Origin of the sequence: Methylobacterium sp. 1030, assembly GCF_040544715.1 — a bacterium.
Taxonomy (GTDB): Bacteria; Pseudomonadota; Alphaproteobacteria; order Rhizobiales; family Beijerinckiaceae; genus Methylobacterium.
This window is the reverse complement of record NZ_JBEPKM010000027.1, coordinates 17,854-38,214: the sequence shown is the minus strand read 5'-3', so window position 1 is coordinate 38,214 and position 20,361 is coordinate 17,854. Positions and strand designations below refer to the sequence as shown.

Here is a 20,361-nt window from a genome sequence, read left to right as displayed (position 1 = left end):
GGAAGATCGTCGTCGCGATGCGCTGGGCGGCGGTCTTGATCGCTCCGGCTTTGCTTGGCCGAATGTGACCTCTCAACGGAGATACTCTGCCCCGGGTTCGACCGCCGCCGTGCGCTGGCGCACGGGGAGACGCGGCGCGGGCCGGAAGGCGCGCGACGGGTCCAGGCACGGCCGGGGATGCGTCCCGCGCCGAAGCGTGGCACAGACCGCGGCCTGAGAGGGATGCAGACCATGCGGCTGATCGTCGGCCTCGGAAACCCGGGCGCGCGCTACGCGGGCAACCGCCACAATATCGGCTTCCTCGCCGTCGACGCGATCGCCCGACAGCACCGGGCGAGCCCGTTCCGCCACCGGTTCCAGGGCGAGGCCGCCGAGGTGGTGCTGGGCACCGAGCGGGCGATCCTGCTGAAGCCCTCGACCTTCATGAACGAGTCCGGCCGCGCGGTCTCGGAGGCGCAGCGCTTCTACAAGATCCCGCTCAGCGACGTGATCGTGCTGCACGACGAGCTCGACCTCGCGCCCGCCAAGCTCCGGGTGAAGCTCGGCGGCGGCAATGCCGGCCATAACGGCCTGCGCTCGATCACCGCGCAGTGCGGCAACGATTACCGCCGGGTGCGGCTCGGCATCGGCCATCCCGGCGACAAGGCGCTGGTCCATGCCTACGTGCTCAACGATTTCGGCAAGGCCGAGCTGCCCTGGGTCGAGGATCTCTGCCGGGCGGTGGCCGACCACGCCGCCCTGCTCGCCGCCGGCGAGGACGCGAGCTTCCAGAACAAGGTCCACCTCGCCATGGCCGGCCGCGGCTGGGACGACGTGAAGACGCTGGGCGCCAGAAATTGACACGCCCACACGGGGACGGGATATCGGGGCGGGCGAGAGGGTCCGATGAAGGCGGTGCGCGTCGCGCCCGGCTGTCGGCGGTTCGATTGCCTCCCGGCCGCCGCGGCCCGGCGCGTCGGTGTCGCGCGCGCTCGACCGAGGACGGGGCGCGCGGCGTCGTGTTCGCGGGCCCGATTCTCATCAACCCATTCCGCGCGTCGCCCGACGACGCGCTGCGACGGAACTGACCCATGGGCTTCAAATGCGGCATCGTCGGCCTGCCGAACGTCGGCAAGTCGACCCTCTTCAACGCGCTGACGCAGACGGCGGCCGCCCAGGCGGCGAACTACCCGTTCTGCACCATCGAGCCGAATGTCGGCGAGGTGGCGGTGCCGGATCCGCGGCTGAATGACCTCGCCCGGATCGCCTCCTCGAAGGAGATCATCCCGACGCGGCTGACCTTCGTGGACATCGCCGGCCTCGTGCGCGGCGCCTCCAAGGGCGAGGGCCTGGGCAACCAGTTCCTGGCCAATATCCGCGAGGTCGACGCCATCGCCCACGTGGTCCGCTGCTTCACGGACGGCGACGTCACCCACGTGGAGGGCAAGGTCGATCCGGCCGCCGACATCGAGACCATCGAGACCGAGCTGATGCTCGCCGACCTCGACAGCCTGGAGCGCCGCGCCCAGGCGCTGGAGAAGAAGGCCAAGGGCGCCGACAAGGAGGCCAAGGAGACCCTCGACCTCGTCAACCGCGCCCTGCCGCTGCTGCGCGACGGCAAGCCCGCCCGCCTCGTGGAGCGCAAGCCCGACGAGGAGAAGCTGTTCCAGTCGCTCGGCCTGATGACGGCCAAGCCCGTCCTCTACGTCTGCAACGTCGACGAGGGCGACGCCGACAAGGGCAACGCCTACTCGGACGCGGTCTTCGCCCGCGCCAAGGCGGAGGGCGCCGTGGCGGTGGTGGTCTCGGCCAAGATCGAGAGCGAGATCGCCGTGATGCCGGAGGCCGACCAGGCCGAGTTCCTGGAGGCGGTGGGCCTCGCCGAGCCGGGCCTGAACCGGGTGATCCGCGCCGGCTACGACCTGCTCGGCCTCGTCACCTACTTCACGGTCGGCCCCAAGGAGGCCCGCGCCTGGACGATCACCAAGGGCACCCGAGCGCCGGGCGCGGCCGGGGTGATCCACTCGGATTTCGAGAAGGGCTTCATCCGGGCCGAGACCATCGCGTTCAAGGACTACACGGCGCTCAACGGCGAGGCCGGGGCCCGGGACGCCGGCAAGCTCCGGCTGGAGGGCAAGGATTACGTGGTGCAGGACGGCGACGTGCTGCACTTCCGCTTCGCCAACTGAGGTCGGCCTCACCCCGTCATCGCGCGCGCAGCGACGCGACCCAGGGCAGCGCGACCCCGGTGAGCGCGGCGCCGCCTGGATCGCTTCGCTCCGCTCGCAAAGACGGCGATCCCAATCGCCTGCCCCACTGATCAACGTGACGAGCCCGCCATGCCCGATCCCGCCCTGGAAGACTTCTCCGTCGGCGACGTGATCGTCGGGGAGCCGCTGACGGTGACCCGCGACGACATCGTGGGCTTCGCGAAGGATTTCGACTTTCAGCCCTTTCACCTCGACGAGGCGGCGGCGGAGACGACCTTCGCGGGCCGGCTGATCGGCTCGGGCTGGCACACGGCGGCCCTGGGCATGCGCCTGCTCCAGCAGGGGCCGTTCCGGGGCGGCTCGTCGCTGGGCGCGCCCGGCATCGACGAGCTGCGGTGGCTCGCGCCGGTCCTGCCGGGGGACGCGCTGACGCTGACCTTCCGGGTCGCGGGCCTGCGCGACTCGGCCTCGAAGCCGGGCCTCGGCTTCCTGACCGCCGAGGTCGCCCTCGCCAACCAGCGCGGCGAGACGGTCCTGACCCAGCGCTTCACCTTCATGCTGGCCCGCCGCGGCACCGATCCCCTGCCCCCGCGGCCCGTGGAGATCGGCGTGCCGGGGCCGGTCACCGAGCCGGAGGATGCCGAGATCCTGCCGTTCCTGCGGGACGCCGAGATCGGGGCCGTGCGGGAGCTAGGCGCCTACCCGTTCAGCGCCGAGGCGATCGTGGCCTTCGCGCGGGCCTACGACCCGCAGGCCTTCCACCTCGACCACGACGCGGCCAAGCGCAGCCATTTCGGCGGCCTCTGCGCCTCCGGCTGGCACACGGCGGCCGCCTACATGAACCGGATGCTGACGACCCGCGCCCGGGACGCCGCCTACACGGCCGCCCGGGGGCCGGTCCCGGAGGCGGGCCCCTCCCCCGGGTTCAAGAACCTGCGCTGGCTGAAGCCGGTCTACGCGGGCGACACGGTCCGGTTCAGCGCCAAGCTCACCGACAAGCGCGCCTCGGCGTCGCGGCCGGGCTGGGGCTTGGCCTTCGCGCGCAACACCGGGGTGAACCAGCGCGGCGAGGCGGTCTTCGCCTTCGACAGCGCGGTCTTCCACCAGTGGGAGCCGTGAGCGGGCCTCAGGCCGGCGCCTTGCCGAGCACCGCGAGGGACTGACCCAGATACACGCCCGACGGCCACGGCGCCGCCGTGCCGTCGAGGAACGTCACGCTGTCGAAGCCGATATGGTCGGCCCAGGTCTGCCAGACGCTGCGCTCGATGAACGTGTTGAGGTGCGGCACCGTGCTGGTGCGCTGCTCGCCGACCGTCTTGGTGAAGACACCCCAGTGCGAGGCCATGCCGAACTCGAGGAACGAGGCCACGACGCGGCCCCCGGGCCTGAGGGCGCGGTGCATCTCCTCCAGGTAGATGTAGCACTCCGTGTGCAGGAGATGCGTGAACACGCTGAAGGCCGAGACGAGGTCGACGCTGCCGTCGGCGACCGGCAGCGACAGCGCCGTGTTCCGGGCGAAGCGGTAGTCCCTGGGACAGCGGCGCTTCGCGTAGTCCAGCAGGTCCTGAACGACGTCGAGGCCCAGATACGCGACGCTCGCGGTGCGGGCGAGATGCACCGCCAGGCGCCCGGAGCCGCACCCGAAATCGACCACCGACTGGCCGTCCCGGAGCCCGAAATGCTGGAGGATCTCGCACTCGATCGCGCCGATGCGGTCGTAGTCGCCGCCCACCGCCACGCTCATCGCCTCATCCAGGGGCAAGTCGCGCATCAGTTGGCGGACGTACGCCTCGTAATCCTCGACGAAATGAAATTTCGCCATCGCGGCCACCTCGAAGGTGTCGAGATCGGACTGGGATGATCAGTCCATCCGCCGTCGAGATTTGTTCTTCCCCACGGCGCTCCGGCATCCGTTCTGCCGAACACCGTCGAGCCGCGAAAGCGGCCGCGCGGATACGGGGCGCGAATTGCCCCCGAGGCTGCCTTTTCGGTCACACCGCGTTCGGGAAGACCCGGATACTGCGCCGGGCGGCCGCGGCTGCGGGAGAATCCGCCCTCACGCCGCCCGGCGGCGCTCCGGGTAGAGCTCGTACAGGCCCTCGCGGCTCGCCGCGCAGATGCCGCGCTCGGTGATGATCCCGGTCACGAGGCGCGACGGAGTCACGTCGAAGGCGGGGTTGGCCACCGGGCTGCCGGGGGAGACGACCTCGATCGTGGCGAAGCCGCCGTCGGGCAGCCGGCCGGTCATGTGGGTGACCTCGCGCCCGTCGCGCTCCTCGATCGGGATCTCCTTCACCCCGTCGTCGAGGGTCCAGTCGATGGTCGAGAACGGCAGGGCGGCGTAGAACGGCACGCCGTTGTCGTGGGCCGCCAGCGCCTTCAGGTAGGTGCCGATCTTGTTGCAGACGTCGCCGCTCGCCGTGGTCCGGTCCGAGCCGACGATGCAGAGATCGACGCCGCCGTGCTGCATGAGGTGGCCCCCGGCATTGTCGGCGATGACCGTGTGCGGCACGCCGTGGCCGTTCAGCTCGAAGGCCGTGAGCGCGGCACCCTGGCTGCGCGGCCGGGTCTCGTCGACCAGGACGTGGACCGGCACGCCCCGCTCGTGGGCGGCGTAGATCGGCGCGAGCGCCGTGCCCCAGTCCACCGTCGCCAGCCAGCCGGCATTGCAGTGGGTCAGGACCGTGACCGGCCGGTCGCCGCCCCTTGCCGCGTGGAGGTCGGCGATGATCTGGCCGCCGTGGGCGCCGATCGAGCGGCAGCTCGCCACGTCCTCCTCGGCGATGCGGCCGGCCTCCGCGAAGGCGCGGGCGAAGCGCTCGTCCGGCGCGACCTGGCGCAGGTTGGTGGAGACCCGGTCCAGTGCCCAGCGCAGGTTGATCGCTGTCGGCCGCGTCGCCGAGAGGGTCGCCACCGCCCGGTCGATCCCGTCGTGGGACGCGTCGGCGCGCATGGCGAGCGCCAGCCCGTAGGCGGCCGTGACGCCGATCAGCGGCGCGCCCCGCACGATCATCGTGCGGATCGCCACCGCGGCGTCCTCCAGCGTGGCGAGGCGCTTCAGCTCGAACGCGAAGGGCAGGCGGGTCTGGTCGATCACCTGGACGCTGAGGCCGTCCGGGTCCGGGAAGATCGTGCGGTAGGGCTGGCCGTCGATGTTCATGGCCGCTCCTGTGCCACAGCGGGGCGGATTTTGCACCCGTGGGCGCGGACGGCGACAGCCTGGGGATGCGCGGCCGGGCGCCGGTGAGCCTTCCTCAACCTTAGCAGGTCGTTAAGGGGGTCGTGCCTAGCCTCGGGGGTAAGTCCCCGTCCTGCGTCCGGTCCCGCATGCGCTCGCTTCGCCGTCCCGCATCGCCCTACGAGACTTTCGTCGACAGCGTTCGCCCCTTCCTGGGCAAGCGCCTGACGGAGCTCGGCGGCTTCGTGCTGTTCACCGGCGCGGTCGCGCTGACCGTGGCCCTGGCCACGTGGTCGATCGACGACCCGAGCCTCAACCACGCCACCGACCACGCCGCCCACAACGTCCTCGGCCAGCCGGGCGCCGTCGTGGCCGACCTCGCCATGCAGATCCTGGGCCTGGGTTCCCTGGCCTTCGTGCTGCCGCCGGTGCTCTGGGGCATCCGGCTGATGCGGGAGCGCAACCTGCCCGAGGGCGGGCTGCGCATCGCCCTCTGGATCATCGGCTTCTGCGCCGCGAGCGCGGTGGCGAGCGCGCTCCCGCCGACGACCCGCTGGCCCCTGCCCACCGGCCTCGGCGGCGTGGCCGGCGACGGCCTGCTGTCGATGGCGCGGGTGATCGTCGGCGCGGTCTCGTCGGCGGCGGCCCACCTCGTCGGCTTCGGCTACGCCGCCGTGGCGATCCTCAGCCTGACCGGCGCCTGCCGGTTCGGCGCCGTCGAGGAGGACAGCCTGCACGACGATCCCTACCCCGTCCGGCGCGCGCCGGCGCGGGGCCGGGATTCGGGCCGCGACGAGCGCGAGGATTCCGACGAGCCGAGCCTCGGCCTCGTGGGTGTCGGCGCCCTGGCGCAGGGGCTGATGGGCCTGCGCGGCGCCGCGGCCGACCGGATCGCCGCGTGGCGCGCCGGCCGGGCCGAGCCGATCGACGGCGCGTCGCCCGCCCTCGCAGCCCGCCGCGCCTTCACGGACGCCGACCTTCCCTGGGCCGAGCACCTGCCCGAAGGCCGGCAGGCCGGCGCGAGCCGGCGCGAGCCCGTCTTCGACGCGTCCGAGGACTCCCCCGCGGCACCGGCCCGCCGCGCCGCGCCGCCGCGGGACGACGCGGAGGACGATCCGGAGGCGTTCGAGGCGCCGCAGCGCCCGGTCCCGCCGCGGGCCGAGCCGAACGCGTCCCGGGTGGCGCCGCCGCCCGCAGCGCCCGTGCCGGCACGGCGCGCGCCCGCGCCGCCCGTCCGTCCCGAGGATTACGCCCTGCCCGCCCTCGACCTGCTGGCGGCCCCCCGCGGCCCGTCCCAGGCGAGCCTGATCTCGGCCGATGCCCTGGAGCAGAACGCCACGCTGCTGGAGGCGACCCTCGGCGATTTCGGCGTGCGCGGCGACATCCTGGCGGTGCGGCCGGGCCCGGTCGTCACCCTCTACGAGCTCGAGCCCGCCCCCGGCACCAAGTCCAGCCGCGTGATCGCGCTCGCCGACGACATCGCCCGGTCGATGTCGGCGGTCTCGGCCCGCGTCGCGGTCGTGCCCGGCCGGAACGCCATCGGCATCGAGCTGCCGAACGCCAAGCGCGAGACGGTCTACCTGCGCGAGCTCCTGGCCTCGACGGACTTCGCCGAGAGCAAGCACAAGCTGGCGCTGTGCTTAGGCAAGAACATCGGCGGCGAGCCGATCATCGCCGACCTCGCGCGCATGCCGCACCTTTTGGTCGCCGGCACCACCGGCTCGGGCAAGTCGGTGGCGATCAACACCATGATCCTGTCGCTGCTCTACCGGCTGAAGCCCGAGGAGTGCCGCCTGATCATGGTCGACCCGAAGATGCTGGAGCTGTCGGTCTACGACGGCATCCCGCACCTGCTCTCCCCGGTCGTCACCGACCCCAAGAAGGCGGTCATCGCCCTCAAGTGGGCCGTGCGCGAGATGGAGGAGCGCTACAAGAAGATGGCCAAGATCGCCGTCCGGAACATCGACGGCTACAACGCCCGGGTCGCCGAGGCGGCGGCGCGCGGCGAGGTGCTGACCCGGACCGTGCAGACCGGCTTCGACCGCCACACCGGCGAGGCGGTGTACGAGGACGAGGCGATGGATCTGGCGCCGCTGCCGTACATCGTGATCGTGGTCGACGAGATGGCCGACCTGATGATGGTGGCCGGCAAGGACATCGAGGGGGCGATCCAGCGCCTGGCGCAGATGGCGCGCGCGGCGGGCATCCACCTGATCATGGCGACGCAGCGCCCGTCGGTGGACGTGATCACCGGGACGATCAAGGCGAACTTCCCGACCCGGATCAGCTTCCAGGTGACGAGCAAGATCGACAGCCGCACGATCCTGGGCGAGATGGGCGCCGAGCAGCTTCTGGGCCAGGGCGACATGCTGTTCATGGCCGGGGGCGGGCGCACGACGCGGGTGCACGGGCCGTTCTGCTCGGACAGCGAGGTCGAGAGCGTGGTCGCCCACCTCAAGCGCCAGGGCCGCCCCAGCTACCTCGACGCCGTCACCGCCGACGACGAGGAGGGGACGCCCGAGAAGGGCGGCGGCAAGGGCAAGGCCGGCGCCGCGGAGCTCGAACTCGACGGCGCGGTGTTCGATCAGGGCTCCTTCGGCGAGGCCGGCGGCGACCTCTACGACCAGGCCGTGCAGGTCGTGCTGCGCGACCAGAAGGCGTCGACGAGCTACATCCAGCGCCGCCTGCAGATCGGCTACAACCGCGCCGCCTCGCTCATGGAGCGGATGGAGATCGAGGGCATCGTCGGCCCGGCCAACCACGCCGGCAAGCGCGAGATCCTGGTCGAGGAGGCGGTCGGCTGAGAGCGCGGGCCTGCCGCGCTCGCGGCACCCCCTCCCCCGTGCGGCCGACGCGTGTTCGCGGTGCGCCCTGCGACGGAGCACGACGCGCCCCCTCTCCCGAGCGGGAGAGTGTTGGGGGGAGGCATGGGAAGTCTCCGGACAGGGCACGCGTTTGACGCGCGGACGGGGCGCGCCGTCTTCTGAAGCTTCGCGTCCCTCACCCCCACCCTCTCCCGCACGGGAGAGGGGACCCGCGCTCTCGATCTCAGGGACAGAGAGACCGCGAGCGCGTGCAGCCGGCAGCTCAGCGGGAGAGGCCGCGCGGATCGGATCACCGTATTCGGCCAGCCCCCGCCCAACCCGAAAAATTTCGCGCGACGCGGAACCGGCCCTTCGCCCGCACGTTACGCGCGTGCGAGGCCTGGAAACGGGCTCGCTCTGAGGGCGCCGGGCACGGTGTCCGGTGCTGCTTGTAGTCACGTTGCTCGTCGGAGGATGTGGTTATGAGGACGTACGACGTTTCGCCCCTGTTCCGGTCGTCCATCGGGTTCGACCGCCTGTTCGAACTGATCAACCAAGCCGACCGCGTCGAGCCGTCGGCCGCCTGGCCGCCCTACAACATCGAGAAGGTGGCCGAGGACCAGTACCGCATCACCATGGCGGTCGCGGGCTTCACGCCGGACGAGATCGAGCTGACCCAGCAGGACACCACGCTCCTCGTCTCGGGTCAGAAGGCCGCCCAGGAGGGTGAGAAGCACTATCTCTACCGCGGCATCGCGGCCCGCACGTTCCGCCAGACGTTCAATCTGGCCGAGCACGTGAAGGTCGTGGGCGCGTCGCTGGAGAACGGCCTGCTCACCGTCGCGCTGAAGCGCGAGGTGCCGGAGGCGCTGAAGCCCCGCCGCATCGCCATCGGCGGCACGACGGCCGCGTCCGGCCAGGACAACGCCCCGGCGCAGATCGCCCGCGAGGCCAAGGCAGCCTGAATGGCAGCCTGAATGGCGGCCTGAATGGCGGCCTGATCCGGTGCCCCGGGCGGCGCGCCCGGGCACCCCTGTCGACACGGATGACATCCCTCACGGGTCCGCGGACCCGCGGGCCCGTTCCCACGACTGCACCGCATTCGATGGAGCGAGGACCATGAGCGTGAGAGATCTGATTCCCTGGGACCGCAACCCCGCCCCGGCGCCGGCCGCCCTGTCGCAGGAGCCGGCCAACCCCTTCCTGACGCTGCACCGGGAGATGAACCGCCTGTTCGACGACGTGTTCGGCGGGTTCGGCGGGATGCCGAGCCTCGCGGGCCGCGGCTTCGGCTGGCCCCATGTCGAGCTGGCGGAGGCGGACGGCGCGCTCCGCGTCTCCGCCGAGCTTCCCGGCCTCGACGAGAAGGACGTCGAGCTGCTCATCGCGGACGGCGTCCTGACCCTGAAGGGCGAGAAGCGCGCGGAGACCACCGACACGGGCCGCGGCTATTCCGAGCGCAGCTACGGCCGCTTCGAGCGGTCGATCGCCCTGCCCGTGCCGGTGGAGGAGGACAAGGCCGAGGCGACGTTCCGCAACGGCGTCCTCACGGTGACGCTGCCGCGCGCGGCCGAGGCGCCGGAGCGCCGCCGGCGCATCGCCATCAACGGCACCGGCGCGCCGGCCGCCAAGCACTGAGCCGGGCCCTGGGCCGACCCTGGGGGTGACCGCCTGCGCGGTCGCGGACCCGAACGCATGACGCGACGGCCGGCGCGGCCCGATCGGGCGTGCCGGCCACCCCAGCCTTTGCTCACGATGAGGAGGGTCGCATGCAGCCGATCGATACCAACCCCGTCCATCCCGCGTTCCATCCCGAGATCGGGCGCCTCGGTCCGGTGGCGGCCGCCAGCCTGAGGCCGCAGGCGGTCGAGCCGTTCGAGGCCTTCGTGGCGCCGGGCGACGTCTTCCGGCATCCCCGGGAGGTGCTGCGCTATCCCGGCCTGTCGCGGGCCGAGAAGCGGGCGATCCTCGCCTCCTGGGCCTCCGACGCCCGCGCGGTCGAGTCCTGCCCGACGCTGCGCTGCCTGCCGGGCTGCCGGGCCGAGCCCGTGCCGCTGAGCGCGATCCTGGAGGCGCTCCAGGCGCTCGACGAGGGTTCGGCACCGCCCGCAGCCCCGCCGCCCGAGCCCCCCGTCCCCGCGGCGCTCTTCCGGCGCTGGGAGCGCGGTCCGGCCGGACCGGAGCCCCTGCTGAACTGAGCCGGGGAGGCGCGCGATGGCAACCTTCGACCTGCGGGGTGGGCACGGGCTCCTGCCCCGGTCGCGGCGCGGCCGGCGCCGAGGGCCGGCGCGGACCACCGACAGCACGGTGCTCGGCCGCTGGTTCCTGTCCGTGGCCCTGTGCCTCGCCCTGGCGGCGCCCTGCCCGGCGCCCGCCCTGCCCTGGGTGCTGGCGGCCCTGCTGAGCCTGTCGGGCTTCGCGTGGCTCGGCCGGGCGATCACGCGGGCCGGGCCGCCGGCCAACGCCCGGCACCTGACCGCCTGGGACGCGGCCCTGCTGTCCTTCGCGGCGAGCTTCGCCGTCCAATCGGCGGCGCGCCTCGGCCTCTTCGGCGGCTGAGCGCGCCCCTCCAGGGAGGCAACCATGCAAGATGGGACGATCGGAATCCGAAACGCCATCTCGCCCGGCCCGGCGGCCGCGCGCCTGCCCGACATGGAGCGCGCCCTGGTCAACCCGGCCGCGGTGTTCGACACCCCGGCCGCGTTGCGCGATCATCCCCGGCTGCTCCCGAGCTGCAAGCGGGAGATCCTGCGGCGCTGGGCCTGGGACGAGTACCTGAAGGAGGTCGCCGCCGCCGAGGGCATGGCCGAGGGCGAGCCGTCGCGGCTCGACGCCGTGAAGGCTGCCCTCCTGGCGCTCGGCGAGGCGCGGCGTCCCGATCCCGCCGCGCCGGCCGCCGCGATCCCGGCGCCCCGGGCGCTCGATCGCGCGGCGGCCTGAGCGCGCCGCGGCCGTCACACGACCATCACACGACCGAGAACCGGAACTCCGTGGCGGCCGCGAAGGTCTCGCCCGGCCGCAGGACCGCAGAGGGGAAGCCGGGCTGGTTCGGCGCGTCCGGAAAGCCCTGCGTCTCGAAGCAGACGCCGTCGCCCGACCGGTAGATCCGCCCGGACGGGCCGATCAGGCGCCCGTCGAGGGTGTTGCCGCTGTAGAGCTGCAGCGCCGGCTGCGTGGTCCAGACGTCGAGCCGCCGCCCGCTGCCGGGATCGACGCAGGTGGCGGCCGGCCGCAGCGTCCCGGCGGCCCCGCGCAGCGCGAAGGTGTGGTCGTAGCCCTTGGCGTAGATGAGCTGCGTGTCCCCGGCGCGGATCCGCGCCTCCAGGGCCCGCGGCGCGCGGAAATCGAACGGCGTCCCGGCGACCGGCAGCAGCGCGCCGGTGGGGATCTGAGTCGCGTCGGTCGGCGCGAAGGCGTCCGCCTCGACCTGCACGACGTGGCCGAGGACGCCGCCCGCCCCCTCGCCGGCGAGGTTGAAGTAGCTGTGGTTCGTGAGGTTCAGGACCGTGGGCCGGTCGGTCACCGCGGCGTAGTCCACGCGCAGCACGCCCTCCGCGGGCAGGCTGTAGGTGACGCGGACGTCGAGAGTGCCCGGAAACCCCTCCTCCCCGTCCGGCGAGCGGCGGCTCAGGACGAGGCGCGTCGCGTCGCTGAGTTCCGCCCGCCACAGGCGCCGGCCGAAATTCTCCGGGCCGCCGTGGAGGGTGTTGGGGGGCTCGTTCACCGGCAGCCGGTAGTCGTGCCCGTCGAGGCTGAAGCGCCCGCCCGCGATGCGGTTCGCGTAGCGCCCGACGATCGCGCCGAAGCTCGGGCTCACGGTCTCGTAGCCCGCCAGGGTGTCGAGGCCGAGCACGACGTTGGCCGGACGGCCGGTGCGGTCGGGCACCTCGATCGCCGTGACGGCCGCGCCGTACTCGATGACGGCGACGCGCAGGCTGCCCCGGCTCAGGGTGTGGCGGCCGACCGGTCGGCCGTCCGCCGTCGTGCCGAACGGTTCGGCCGGCATCCGGCTAGCGCTTCCAGACCCCGAGCCGCTCGCTCCGGGCGTGGTCCTCGGCCGCGACCAGTTCGGGGCTCGCCTCCGGGGCGGCGCGGCCGCCGCCGTTGAACAGCACCACCTCGGAGAGATCGCGCCCGTCCACGAGGCAGTTCATGTTCGCGCTGCCGGGGGCGGGCTGGCAGGTCACCGACCGGTTGCCGATGTACCGGGCCAGCTCCTCCGCCTGGCCGCCCCGCACCCACTCGACGCCGAACAGATGCACGACCTTGCCGCCGACCTTGAGGGTCGCGGTATCGATCACCTGGGCCTGTCCGGTCACGGCGTTCGGCGGCAGCGGCGCGTCGGGCTCGGGATCGCCGCCTGTCTCGGGGGGCGGCGTCACCGTGTCGGGGGCCGAGGCCGGGGGGGCTGCGGGCCGCGCGTTCGGCGCGGCGCCGCTCGGGGCTTCCGCGCGGGAATCCGTGCGGGAAGCGGTCGGGGCGGCGGGGCGCCCGGATTCCGGCGCGGAGCGGTCCAGCACGAGCCCCGCGGCGAGCACCGCCACCAGGGTGCCGGCGACGGCGCCGAGGAGCAGCCGGCGCTGCCGGCGCCCGCCTTCATCGATCCCGCCCCCGCCGAGGCTGAGGCGGTCGCGCACGTGGCCGAGGCCGTCGCGCAGCGTCTCGCCGAACCGTCCGGGACCGCTGTTCCAGGCCGCCGCCGGATCCGCGCCCGCGGCCGGCCCGGCCTCCGCGTCGACGGGCGGGCGGGCGAAGCGTCCGCGCAGGTTCGTCCGCAGGCTGGCGAACCGGCCGGCGGCGGTCTGCGCCAGCACGCGGCCCTGCTCGGAGGAGCGCTCCGCCAGGGAGCGCGCCCGCTCGGACTGGGTCCCGACGAAGCGGGCGGTCGCGGCCTTCATCTCGTAGGCGCCGCTCAGCAGGGACGAGTCCCGGGCCTCCTCGGCGGTCGCCGGGGCCGGTTCGGGCTCGGGCTCCGGCGGCAGGAACAGGGCGGGATGGCGCGCGCGCAGCTCCGCGACGAGGTCCGCCAAGGTCATCGGCTCGGAGGTGCCCTCCCGCCGCCGCGCGGCCCCGTGGCGGTCGAGGACGCGGAGGCCGGTCCCGGACTCGTCGGGGGCGCAGGCGGCCTCGGCCAGGAGCTCCAGGGTCCGGACCGCGACGGGACGCGGACGCGCGCGCGCGATCTCGGCCCGGATCGTCTCGCGCAGGGCGAGGCGGCCGGGACTGTCGAGAACCGGCCGGGCCGGCTCCGTCTCCTGTTGCTCCACCACCGTTGAAGACGTCATTCACCCGATCCCGGCATCACCGACGCGCGGCGCGAAGGAAGCTCGATCGCGCCTCCCGACGAAGGGCGCCCGCGGGCGCCCCACCCGCAGGACCGATCCCGCAACGCGCCCCGCCGCACGCTCCCTCGCTGGCGCCCTTCCTAGCCGCCCTTGCGGGCATTCTTGTAGGGGCCGCCGCACACCCCGCGCGAGCCCGTGCTCGCCGCGGGGTGGCGGACCGCGACGCGCGGCTCTTACGCCTTGCCGGGCGAGGCGGCCAGGGTCCCGGCCTGGATGCTCCGCCGCAGGACGCGACCGGTCTCGCCGAGGATGTAGGGCCGCGTCCCGGCGAAACCCACCTCCAGGACCAGCTCGGCCTCGCCGCTGGACACGGCGCCCCGGCCCGGATTGGCGGTGCGGAAATCGACGATCGTGCGGATCGTGCAGGTCTCGGTGTCGCAGGCGGCGCGCATCGCCCGCGGCTCGTAGCGCCGCTCGGGCCAGCGCTGGACGAAGCTGCGCTTCTCGGCGACCAGGGCCGCCGTGGTGATCGGCCGCCCGTAGAAGCGTACGCGGGTCGCGTAGTACTGGGTCGCGGCCCCGACCATGGTGTCGCTTGGACCCGAGACGGTGGCGAGGTAGCTCGTCGTCAGCGCCCGGGCGGCGGCCACGCGCTCCGCCGACGCGCCCGGCGCCGGGGCGGTCGCGGCCGGCGTCTCGGCGAGCCGGTGCGGATGGCGCGCGGGGTGGTGCAGGTGTTCCCGGACCGGCGGACGCTCCAGGGCGGCCGCCCGCTTCGGTCCCGGCGCCCGCGTGGCCGCCGCCTTCGGCAGGGCGTCCTCGCCCGGCTCGGGTCTGGCGGCCTGCCGGACCGGCTCGGCGGCGCGTACCGGCGCTTTCGCCGCGTCCTTCGTCGATTCCTTCGCCGCCTCCTGCGCCGATTCCTTTCCCGGACCCTGCGCGGAACCCTGCGCCTGCGCGGCGGCCCGGGGCGGCGGGTCGACCCAGGCGCTCTGGGCGGCGGCACCGCCCGCGAGGGCGAACGGCAGGAGCATGCCGAGGGCGAGGGCCTGGGGACGGACGGGACGTGTGGCGGACATCGGTGCCTTCCTGGCGGCCGGGGCGGGCATCATGGAGAACGCGCCCGCGTGGGTCGGGGGTTCCACGAAGGGCTCGGGCGCGCCCACATCCTGCCGAACTCCGCGACGGCGACCAGCCCGGAATTGCGGGGATGATGGGGTTGCGTTCGTGCGTTTGGGTACCAAGTCGGGGACAGACTTGGCCTTTGGCCGGTCCCGGGTTCCCTACCGCGTTCCAGACTGCCCGCTCCCCCGTGCACCGAGGCTCCCTTGGCCCGACCTGAGACCGAGTCGCCCTCCGGCCCGCTTCCCGGGAGCGCGCGATGAGCACGCAGCCGCGCCGGGCCCTGCTGCTCTGCAACGCCAAGGCGCGCAACGGCGCCCTGGATCTCGACGAGGTGCGGGAAATCCTGCGTGCGGGCGGCATCGAGCCGGAGGAGCCGCCGCCGGAAGCCGATTGCCGCGACGTGATCCGCGACCGGGCCGGCGCGGTCGATCTCGTGATCCTGGGCGGCGGCGACGGCACCATGAACTACGCCGCGCCCGCGCTGGTGGCGAGCGGCCTGCCCTTCGCGATCCTGCCGCTCGGCACGGCGAACGACCTCGCACGCTCCCTCAACCTGCCGCTCGACCCCCTGGCGGCGGCCCGCTTCATCCCGACCGCGCAGGCGCGGCCGGTGGATCTCGGCTGGGTCAACGGCCACTACTACTTCAACGTGGCGAGCATCGGCTTCTCGGCGGAGCTCGCGGGCGAGTTGACGTCCGAATCGAAGAAGACCTGGGGCGTCCTCGGCTACGCGGTGGCGGCCGTCCGGGTCCTGCGCCGGGTCCGGCCCTTCACGGTGACGATCGAGCACGACGGCGTGGTGGAGAAGGTCACCACGATCCAGGTTTCGGTCGGCAACGGGCGCCACTACGGCGGCGGCATGACCGTGGAGGAGAGTGCCGCGGTCGACGACGGCAAGCTCGATTTCTACAGCCTGGAGATCAAGCACTGGTGGCGGCTCCTCGCGCTGCTGCCCGCCCTGCGGCGGGGCACGCATGGACGGGCCGCCGACGTGCGGGCGTTCCACACCCAGGAGATCCGGCTCTCGACCCGCAGGCCCCGGCCGGTGAACACCGACGGCGAGCTGACCACGCGCACGCCCGCCCATTTCAAGGTCTTCCCGAAGATCCTGCAGGTCCTGGCGCCCGAACCGGTGCGCGGACCGGCCCCCTTCGACCTGACGGCCCTCGGGAGCCGCCTGTTCCCGACCAGCGAGGCACCGCGCCCGTGACCGATCTGCTCCAGCTCGCCAGTCAGCCCGCCGTCTGGGCTGCCCTCGCCACGCTCGTGGTGATGGAGGTGGTGCTCGGCATCGACAACCTGATCTTCATCTCGATCCTGACCAACAAGCTGCCGCCCGAGCATCAGACGCGGGCGCGGCGCATCGGGATCGGGCTGGCTCTGATCCTGCGGCTGGGGCTGCTCGGCACGGTGGCGTTCATCGTGCACCTGACCGAGCCGGTCTTCTCGGTGCTGGGCCAGGACTTCTCCTGGCGCGACATGATCCTGATCGGCGGCGGCCTGTTCCTGCTCTGGAAGGCGACCAAGGAGATTCACCACACGGTGGATCCGGAGCCCGAGACCCCGGGCGTGACCGGGGGTACGATCGGCTTCGGCGCGGCGATCGGCCAGATCCTGCTCCTCGACCTCGTCTTCTCCATCGACTCGATTATCACGGCGGTCGGCATGACCGAGCACGTGCCGGTGATGATGGTGGCGGTGGTGGTCGCCGTGGTGGTGATGCTGGTCGCCGCCGAGCCGCTCTCGGCCTTCATCGCCCGAAACCCCACCGTGGTGATGCTGGCCCTCGGCTTCCTGATCATGATCGGCATGACGCTGATCGCCGAGGGGTTCGGCGCGCACGTGCCGAAGGGCTACATCTACACCGCGATGGCCTTCTCGGCCGGCGTCGAGGGCCTCAACATGCTGGCCCGCCGGCGCCGCCGTCCCGCCCGGGACGGCGCCCCCGCGTCGACCGGTCCGGCGCGGCGCGCCTGAGAGGGAGCGACCGTCATGCGGATGCGCGCGGCCCTCCTCCTCCTGCTCCTCCCCGCCGCCGTCCACGCAGAGACGAAACCGATGGCGCCCGATCCGACGGTCCTGCACGACCTCGCCCCCACCGGCACGCTGCGGGCGGCGATCAACCTCGGCAATCCGGTCCTGGCCCAGGCCGGCGCCGACGGCCCCGCGGGGGTGTCGGTCGACCTCGCGCGGGCGCTGGCGGCCCGACTCGGCGTGCCGGTGGCGTTCGTGACCTTCCCGGGGGCCGGCGCGGTCTCGGGCTCGGCGGGCTCCGGGACCTGGGACATCTGCTTCCTGGCGATCGACCCGAAGCGGGCGGAGGGGATCGCCTTCACGGAGCCCTACGTGCTGATCGCCGGCAGCTACCTCGTGCCGGCCGCCTCGCCGATCCGCTCCCCGGAGGCGGTGGACCGCGACGGCGTGCGCGTGTCGGTCGGGCGCGGGAGCGCCTACGACCTGTATCTGACCCGCGCCCTCCAGCACGCGACCCTGGTGCGGGCGCCGACCTCCGCCGAGGCGGTCACGGCCTTCGCCCGGGACGGGCTCGACGTCGCGGCCGGCGTCCACCAGCCCCTCGCCGGCTACGCGGCGGCCCACCCGGAGGTGCGGCTGCTGCCGGGGCACTTCATGGAGATCCCGCAGGCGATGGGAATGCCGGTCGGGCATCCGGCCGGCGCCGCGTATCTCGCGGATTTCGTCGCGCGGGCGAAGCGGGACGGGCTGGTGCGGCGCGGTCTGGAGGCCAGCGGACAGGATCCGGATCTGGCGGCGCCATGAGTTATCGGCGGCCATCGAACCCGCACACCTCGTCCTGAGGTGCGAGCGGAAGGAGCCTCGAAGGAGCCTCGAAGGAGCCTCGAAGGAGCCTCGAAGGAGCCTCGAAGGAGCCTCGAAGGAGCCCTTTCAGGGCTCGTGCGGCCGACTGGATCCCTCATTCGAGGCCTGCCGGGGCAGGCACCTCACGATCGGATCTACGGACGGACAGAGGATCGAGCGGAACGTCACGATCCGGGGTTCTCTCCATGTCCCGAGGAGGCTCTCGGCCGGCGTCACGCGCTCCGTCATCACGAGCGAAGCGAAGTGACCCAGGGTAGCGCGACCTCGGTGGGCGTCGTGCCGCTGGGTTGCTTCGCTCCGCTCGCAAAGACGGTCAGATCGATGCCATCAACCGGACGCCGGATCACACCACCAGGTTCACGATCCGCCCCGGCACCACGATCACCTTCCGCGGCGCCTTGCCCTCCAGCACCTTCTGGACGGCCTCCAGCGCCAGGGTCGCGGCCTCCACGGCCTTGGCGTCGGCGTCCCGCGGCACGGTCACGTCCGCGCGCTTCTTGCCGTTGATCTGGACCGGCAGGGTGATCTCGTCCTCGACCAGGAGCCCCGCCTCGGTCTCGGGCCAGGGCGCCTGGGCGACGAGGCCACCGCGGCCGAGGACGGACCAGCACTCCTCGGCGAGGTGCGGCATCATCGGGGCGATGAGCTGCACCAGGATGCCGGCCGCCTCCTGGGCGGCACCGGCCGAGACCGGCCCGCGCAGGCCGTCCTCCAGGGCGTTGGCCAGGGTGTAGATGTGGGCGACGCAGCGGTTGAAGCGCAGGCGCTCGATATCGTCCTGCACGGAGGCGAGCGCCCGGTGGGCGGCCTTGCGCAGGGTCAGGTCCGCGGCGCCGTCGCCCGCCGCCTGCCCGGCCGCGTTCACCAGCCGCCAGACCTTCTGGACGAACCGGGCCGCGCCCTGCACGCCCTCCTCGGTCCAGATCACGTCGCGCTCGGGCGGCGAGTCGGACAGCATGAACCAGCGCGCCGTGTCGGCCCCGTAGCTCGCGATGATGTCGTCGGGGTCGACCACGTTCTTCTTCGACTTCGACATCTTCTCGATCGGGCCGATCGCGATCGGCGCCTGAGTTTTCACGTGAAACGCGCGGCGCTCGCCCTCCTCGGTGGCGAAGCGGATCTCGGCCGGCGGCACCCAGGCGCCGGCCGCGTCCTTGTAGGTCTCGTGGACGACCATGCCCTGCGTGAACAGGCCGGCGAACGGCTCGGCCACGCCGGCCCAGCCGGTCTCGCGCATCGCCCGCATGAAGAACCGGGCGTAGAGCAGGTGCAGGATCGCGTGCTCGATGCCGCCGATATACTGGTCCACCGCCAGCCAGCGGTCGACCACGGCCCGGTCGGTGGGCGCGTCCGCCAGCCAGGGCGCGGTGAAGCGCGCGTAGTACCAGGACGAGTCGACGAACGTGTCCATCGTGTCGGTCTCGCGCCGGGCCGGCGCGCCGCAATGCGGGCAGGGCACGTTCCGCCACGCCGCGTCGCGCTCCAGCGGGTTGCCGGGCTGATCGAACGACACCTCCTCGGGGAGCTTCACCGGCAGGTCGGCCACCGGCACCGGGACCGGGCCGCAGCTGTCGCAGTGGATGATCGGGATCGGGCAGCCCCAGTAGCGCTGCCGGGAGACGCCCCAGTCGCGCAGGCGGAACTGGACCTTGCGCCGGGCGACCCCCTCCCCTTCGAGGCGCCGGGCCACGGCCTCGAAGGCCTCGTCCGTGCGCATCCCGTCGAGGAAGCGCGAGTTGATCATCCGCCCGTCCTCGACATAGGCGGTGTCGGTGATCACGAAGCTCGCCGGATCCTGCCCTTCCGGGCAGACCACGGGCGTGTTGCCGAGCCCGTACTTGTTGGCGAAATCGAGGTCGCGCTGGTCGTGCGCCGGGCAGCCGAACACCGCGCCGGTGCCGTACTCCATGAGCACGAAGTTCGCCACGTAGACCGGCAGCTCCCAGGACGGGTCCAGGGGATGGCGGACGGTCAGGCCGGTGTCGAAGCCGTGCTTCTCGGCGGTGTCGATGGCGGCCTGGGCGGTGCCGGTGCGACGGCACTCCTCGATGAAGGTCTGCAGCTCCGGCCGTCCCTCGGCCAGCGCGGCGGCCAGGGGATGGTCGGCGGCGATCGCCAGGAACTTGGCGCCGAACAGGGTGTCGGGCCGGGTCGTGTAGACGGTCACCGGATCGGCCGCGCCGGCCACCGGCCGGGCCAGGGCGAACTGAACCTCCAGGCCCTCCGAGCGGCCGATCCAGTTCTTCTGCATCAGCCGGACCTTCTCGGGCCAGCGGTCCAGCCCGTCCAGGGCGGTCAGCAGGTCCTCGGCGAAGTCGGTGATCTTGAAGAACCACTGGGTCAGCTCGCGCTGCTCCACCAGCGCGCCGGAGCGCCAGCCGCGGCCGTCGATCACCTGCTCGTTGGCCAGCACCGTGTGGTCCACCGGGTCCCAGTTCACCTTCGCGGTGCGGCGGGTGACGAGGCCCTTGGCCAGGAAGTCCAGGAACATGCGCTGCTGGTGCTTGTAGTAGTCGGGATCGCAGGTCGCGATCTCCCGGCTCCAGTCGAGCGACAGGCCCATGGCCTTCAGCTGGTCGCGCATCGACGCGATGTTGGCGTAGGTCCAGTCCCGTGGGTTGACCTTGCGCTCCATGGCGGCGTTCTCGGCCGGCAGGCCGAAGGCGTCCCAGCCCATCGGGTGCAGCACGTTGAAGCCGCGGGCGCGCTTGTAGCGGGCGACCACGTCGCCCATCGCGTAGTTGCGGACGTGGCCCATGTGGATGCGCCCCGACGGGTAGGGGAACATCTCGAGCACGTAGTATTTCGGGCGGCCGTCGGCATTGTCGGTCTCGAACAGCCGCTTCTCGGCCCAGGCCTCCTGCCAGCGCGGCTCGGCATCCTTGGCGTTGTAGCGCTCGACGGGCTGGGGGGCGGTGCTGGCGGTCATGGATCCGGCTGCG

18 protein-coding genes are annotated in these 20,361 nt (G+C 72.8%); 12 read left to right on the top strand and 6 right to left on the bottom strand.

All coding sequences use genetic code 11. The features are described from left to right. Positions 1–231 precede the first annotated feature (231 nt). The 3 genes from pth to ABIC30_RS28315 all read left to right on the top strand — a co-directional run bounded on the left by pth (position 232) and on the right by ABIC30_RS28315 (position 3,308). Positions 232–840: an aminoacyl-tRNA hydrolase gene (gene pth / locus ABIC30_RS28325; protein ID WP_026605103.1), complete on the top strand. Its 609-nt coding sequence runs from the start codon at positions 232–234 to the stop codon at positions 838–840. Positions 841–1,070: 230 nt separating this feature from the next. After that, entirely contained in the window at positions 1,071–2,168 is a 1,098-nt protein-coding gene (gene ychF, locus ABIC30_RS28320; protein ID WP_020094263.1) for a redox-regulated ATPase YchF, read from the top strand. 150 nt (positions 2,169–2,318) lie between these two features. After that, positions 2,319–3,308 (top strand): MaoC family dehydratase, encoded by a 990-nt coding sequence (locus ABIC30_RS28315; protein ID WP_020094264.1) that lies wholly within the window; start codon positions 2,319–2,321, stop codon positions 3,306–3,308. A 7-nt stretch (positions 3,309–3,315) separates the two neighbouring features. On the opposite strand, the gene ABIC30_RS28310 is transcribed toward ABIC30_RS28315, so the two are convergent. Further along, on the bottom strand, positions 3,316–4,011 hold the full coding sequence (locus ABIC30_RS28310) for a class I SAM-dependent methyltransferase (protein ID WP_042672819.1): 696 nt from the start codon (positions 4,009–4,011) through the stop codon (positions 3,316–3,318). 234 nt (positions 4,012–4,245) lie between these two features. Then, positions 4,246–5,349 (bottom strand): S-methyl-5-thioribose-1-phosphate isomerase, encoded by a 1,104-nt coding sequence (gene mtnA, locus ABIC30_RS28305; RefSeq protein WP_020094266.1) that lies wholly within the window; start codon positions 5,347–5,349, stop codon positions 4,246–4,248. 167 nt (positions 5,350–5,516) lie between these two features. On the opposite strand from mtnA, the gene ABIC30_RS28300 reads away from it, so the two are divergent. The 6 genes from ABIC30_RS28300 (at position 5,517) to ABIC30_RS28275 (ending at position 11,111) form a co-directional block, all read left to right on the top strand. Further along, entirely contained in the window at positions 5,517–8,171 is a 2,655-nt protein-coding gene (locus ABIC30_RS28300) for a DNA translocase FtsK (RefSeq protein ID WP_234081407.1), read from the top strand. A gap of 482 nt (positions 8,172–8,653) precedes the next feature. Continuing rightward, complete coding sequence (locus ABIC30_RS28295; protein WP_020094268.1) at positions 8,654–9,136, top strand: Hsp20 family protein; 483 nt, start codon at positions 8,654–8,656, stop codon at positions 9,134–9,136. A 154-nt stretch (positions 9,137–9,290) separates the two neighbouring features. Then, entirely contained in the window at positions 9,291–9,809 is a 519-nt protein-coding gene (locus ABIC30_RS28290) for an Hsp20/alpha crystallin family protein (RefSeq protein WP_020094269.1), read from the top strand. Positions 9,810–9,940: 131 nt separating this feature from the next. Then, the gene (locus ABIC30_RS28285; protein WP_020094270.1) at positions 9,941–10,369 is read left to right on the top strand and encodes a hypothetical protein; all 429 of its coding nucleotides are present in this window, start codon (positions 9,941–9,943) and stop codon (positions 10,367–10,369) included. Between the two features lie 16 nt (positions 10,370–10,385). After that, positions 10,386–10,730 carry a hypothetical protein gene (locus ABIC30_RS28280; protein ID WP_020094271.1) on the top strand — a complete coding sequence of 115 codons (345 nt, stop codon included), beginning with the start codon at positions 10,386–10,388 and terminating at the stop codon, positions 10,728–10,730. Positions 10,731–10,754: 24 nt separating this feature from the next. Further along, complete coding sequence (locus ABIC30_RS28275; protein WP_020094272.1) at positions 10,755–11,111, top strand: hypothetical protein; 357 nt, start codon at positions 10,755–10,757, stop codon at positions 11,109–11,111. A gap of 25 nt (positions 11,112–11,136) precedes the next feature. Here ABIC30_RS28275 and ABIC30_RS28270 read toward each other — a convergent pair whose 3' ends face one another. The 3 genes from ABIC30_RS28270 to ABIC30_RS28260 all read right to left on the bottom strand — a co-directional run bounded on the left by ABIC30_RS28270 (position 11,137) and on the right by ABIC30_RS28260 (position 14,622). Beyond that, positions 11,137–12,177 (bottom strand): aldose epimerase family protein, encoded by a 1,041-nt coding sequence (locus ABIC30_RS28270; RefSeq protein ID WP_020094273.1) that lies wholly within the window; start codon positions 12,175–12,177, stop codon positions 11,137–11,139. Between the two features lie 4 nt (positions 12,178–12,181). Beyond that, positions 12,182–13,456: a thermonuclease family protein gene (locus tag ABIC30_RS28265; RefSeq protein WP_042671712.1), complete on the bottom strand. Its 1,275-nt coding sequence runs from the start codon at positions 13,454–13,456 to the stop codon at positions 12,182–12,184. A gap of 233 nt (positions 13,457–13,689) precedes the next feature. Then, entirely contained in the window at positions 13,690–14,622 is a 933-nt protein-coding gene (locus ABIC30_RS28260) for a hypothetical protein (RefSeq protein ID WP_020094275.1), read from the bottom strand. A gap of 215 nt (positions 14,623–14,837) precedes the next feature. Here ABIC30_RS28260 and ABIC30_RS28255 point away from each other — a divergent pair, with 215 nt between their 5' ends. From ABIC30_RS28255 to ABIC30_RS28245, 3 genes are read left to right on the top strand one after another with little or no spacing between them, the layout of a single operon-like run. Continuing rightward, on the top strand, positions 14,838–15,791 hold the full coding sequence (locus ABIC30_RS28255) for a lipid kinase (RefSeq protein WP_020094276.1): 954 nt from the start codon (positions 14,838–14,840) through the stop codon (positions 15,789–15,791). Beyond that, a complete protein-coding gene (locus ABIC30_RS28250) occupies positions 15,788–16,558 on the top strand; it encodes a TerC family protein (RefSeq protein ID WP_020094277.1) in 771 nt (256 codons plus the stop codon). The genes ABIC30_RS28255 and ABIC30_RS28250 overlap by 4 nt, the downstream gene beginning before the upstream one ends. A 15-nt stretch (positions 16,559–16,573) precedes the next feature. Then, on the top strand, positions 16,574–17,359 hold the full coding sequence (locus ABIC30_RS28245) for an ABC transporter substrate-binding protein (protein WP_020094278.1): 786 nt from the start codon (positions 16,574–16,576) through the stop codon (positions 17,357–17,359). A 403-nt stretch (positions 17,360–17,762) separates the two neighbouring features. On the opposite strand, the gene leuS is transcribed toward ABIC30_RS28245, so the two are convergent. Beyond that, on the bottom strand, positions 17,763–20,348 hold the full coding sequence (leuS, locus tag ABIC30_RS28240; RefSeq protein ID WP_020094279.1) for a leucine--tRNA ligase: 2,586 nt from the start codon (positions 20,346–20,348) through the stop codon (positions 17,763–17,765). Between the last annotated feature and the right edge of the window lie 13 nt (positions 20,349–20,361).

Bases quoted from the DNA above. Each gene is read 5' to 3' on its own strand.
- pth (WP_026605103.1), top strand. From the start codon at position 232: ATGCGGCTGATCGTCGGCCTCGGAAACCCGGGCGCGCGCTACGCGGGC.
- ychF (WP_020094263.1), top strand. From the start codon at position 1,071: ATGGGCTTCAAATGCGGCATCGTCGGCCTGCCGAACGTCGGCAAGTCG.
- ABIC30_RS28315 (WP_020094264.1), top strand. From the start codon at position 2,319: ATGCCCGATCCCGCCCTGGAAGACTTCTCCGTCGGCGACGTGATCGTC.
- ABIC30_RS28310 (WP_042672819.1), bottom strand. From the start codon at position 4,011: ATGGCGAAATTTCATTTCGTCGAGGATTACGAGGCGTACGTCCGCCAA.
- mtnA (WP_020094266.1), bottom strand. From the start codon at position 5,349: ATGAACATCGACGGCCAGCCCTACCGCACGATCTTCCCGGACCCGGAC.
- ABIC30_RS28300 (WP_234081407.1), top strand. From the start codon at position 5,517: ATGCGCTCGCTTCGCCGTCCCGCATCGCCCTACGAGACTTTCGTCGAC.
- ABIC30_RS28295 (WP_020094268.1), top strand. From the start codon at position 8,654: ATGAGGACGTACGACGTTTCGCCCCTGTTCCGGTCGTCCATCGGGTTC.
- ABIC30_RS28290 (WP_020094269.1), top strand. From the start codon at position 9,291: ATGAGCGTGAGAGATCTGATTCCCTGGGACCGCAACCCCGCCCCGGCG.
- ABIC30_RS28285 (WP_020094270.1), top strand. From the start codon at position 9,941: ATGCAGCCGATCGATACCAACCCCGTCCATCCCGCGTTCCATCCCGAG.
- ABIC30_RS28280 (WP_020094271.1), top strand. From the start codon at position 10,386: ATGGCAACCTTCGACCTGCGGGGTGGGCACGGGCTCCTGCCCCGGTCG.
- ABIC30_RS28275 (WP_020094272.1), top strand. From the start codon at position 10,755: ATGCAAGATGGGACGATCGGAATCCGAAACGCCATCTCGCCCGGCCCG.
- ABIC30_RS28270 (WP_020094273.1), bottom strand. From the start codon at position 12,177: ATGCCGGCCGAACCGTTCGGCACGACGGCGGACGGCCGACCGGTCGGC.
- ABIC30_RS28265 (WP_042671712.1), bottom strand. From the start codon at position 13,456: ATGACGTCTTCAACGGTGGTGGAGCAACAGGAGACGGAGCCGGCCCGG.
- ABIC30_RS28255 (WP_020094276.1), top strand. From the start codon at position 14,838: ATGAGCACGCAGCCGCGCCGGGCCCTGCTGCTCTGCAACGCCAAGGCG.
- ABIC30_RS28245 (WP_020094278.1), top strand. From the start codon at position 16,574: ATGCGGATGCGCGCGGCCCTCCTCCTCCTGCTCCTCCCCGCCGCCGTC.
- leuS (WP_020094279.1), bottom strand. From the start codon at position 20,348: ATGACCGCCAGCACCGCCCCCCAGCCCGTCGAGCGCTACAACGCCAAG.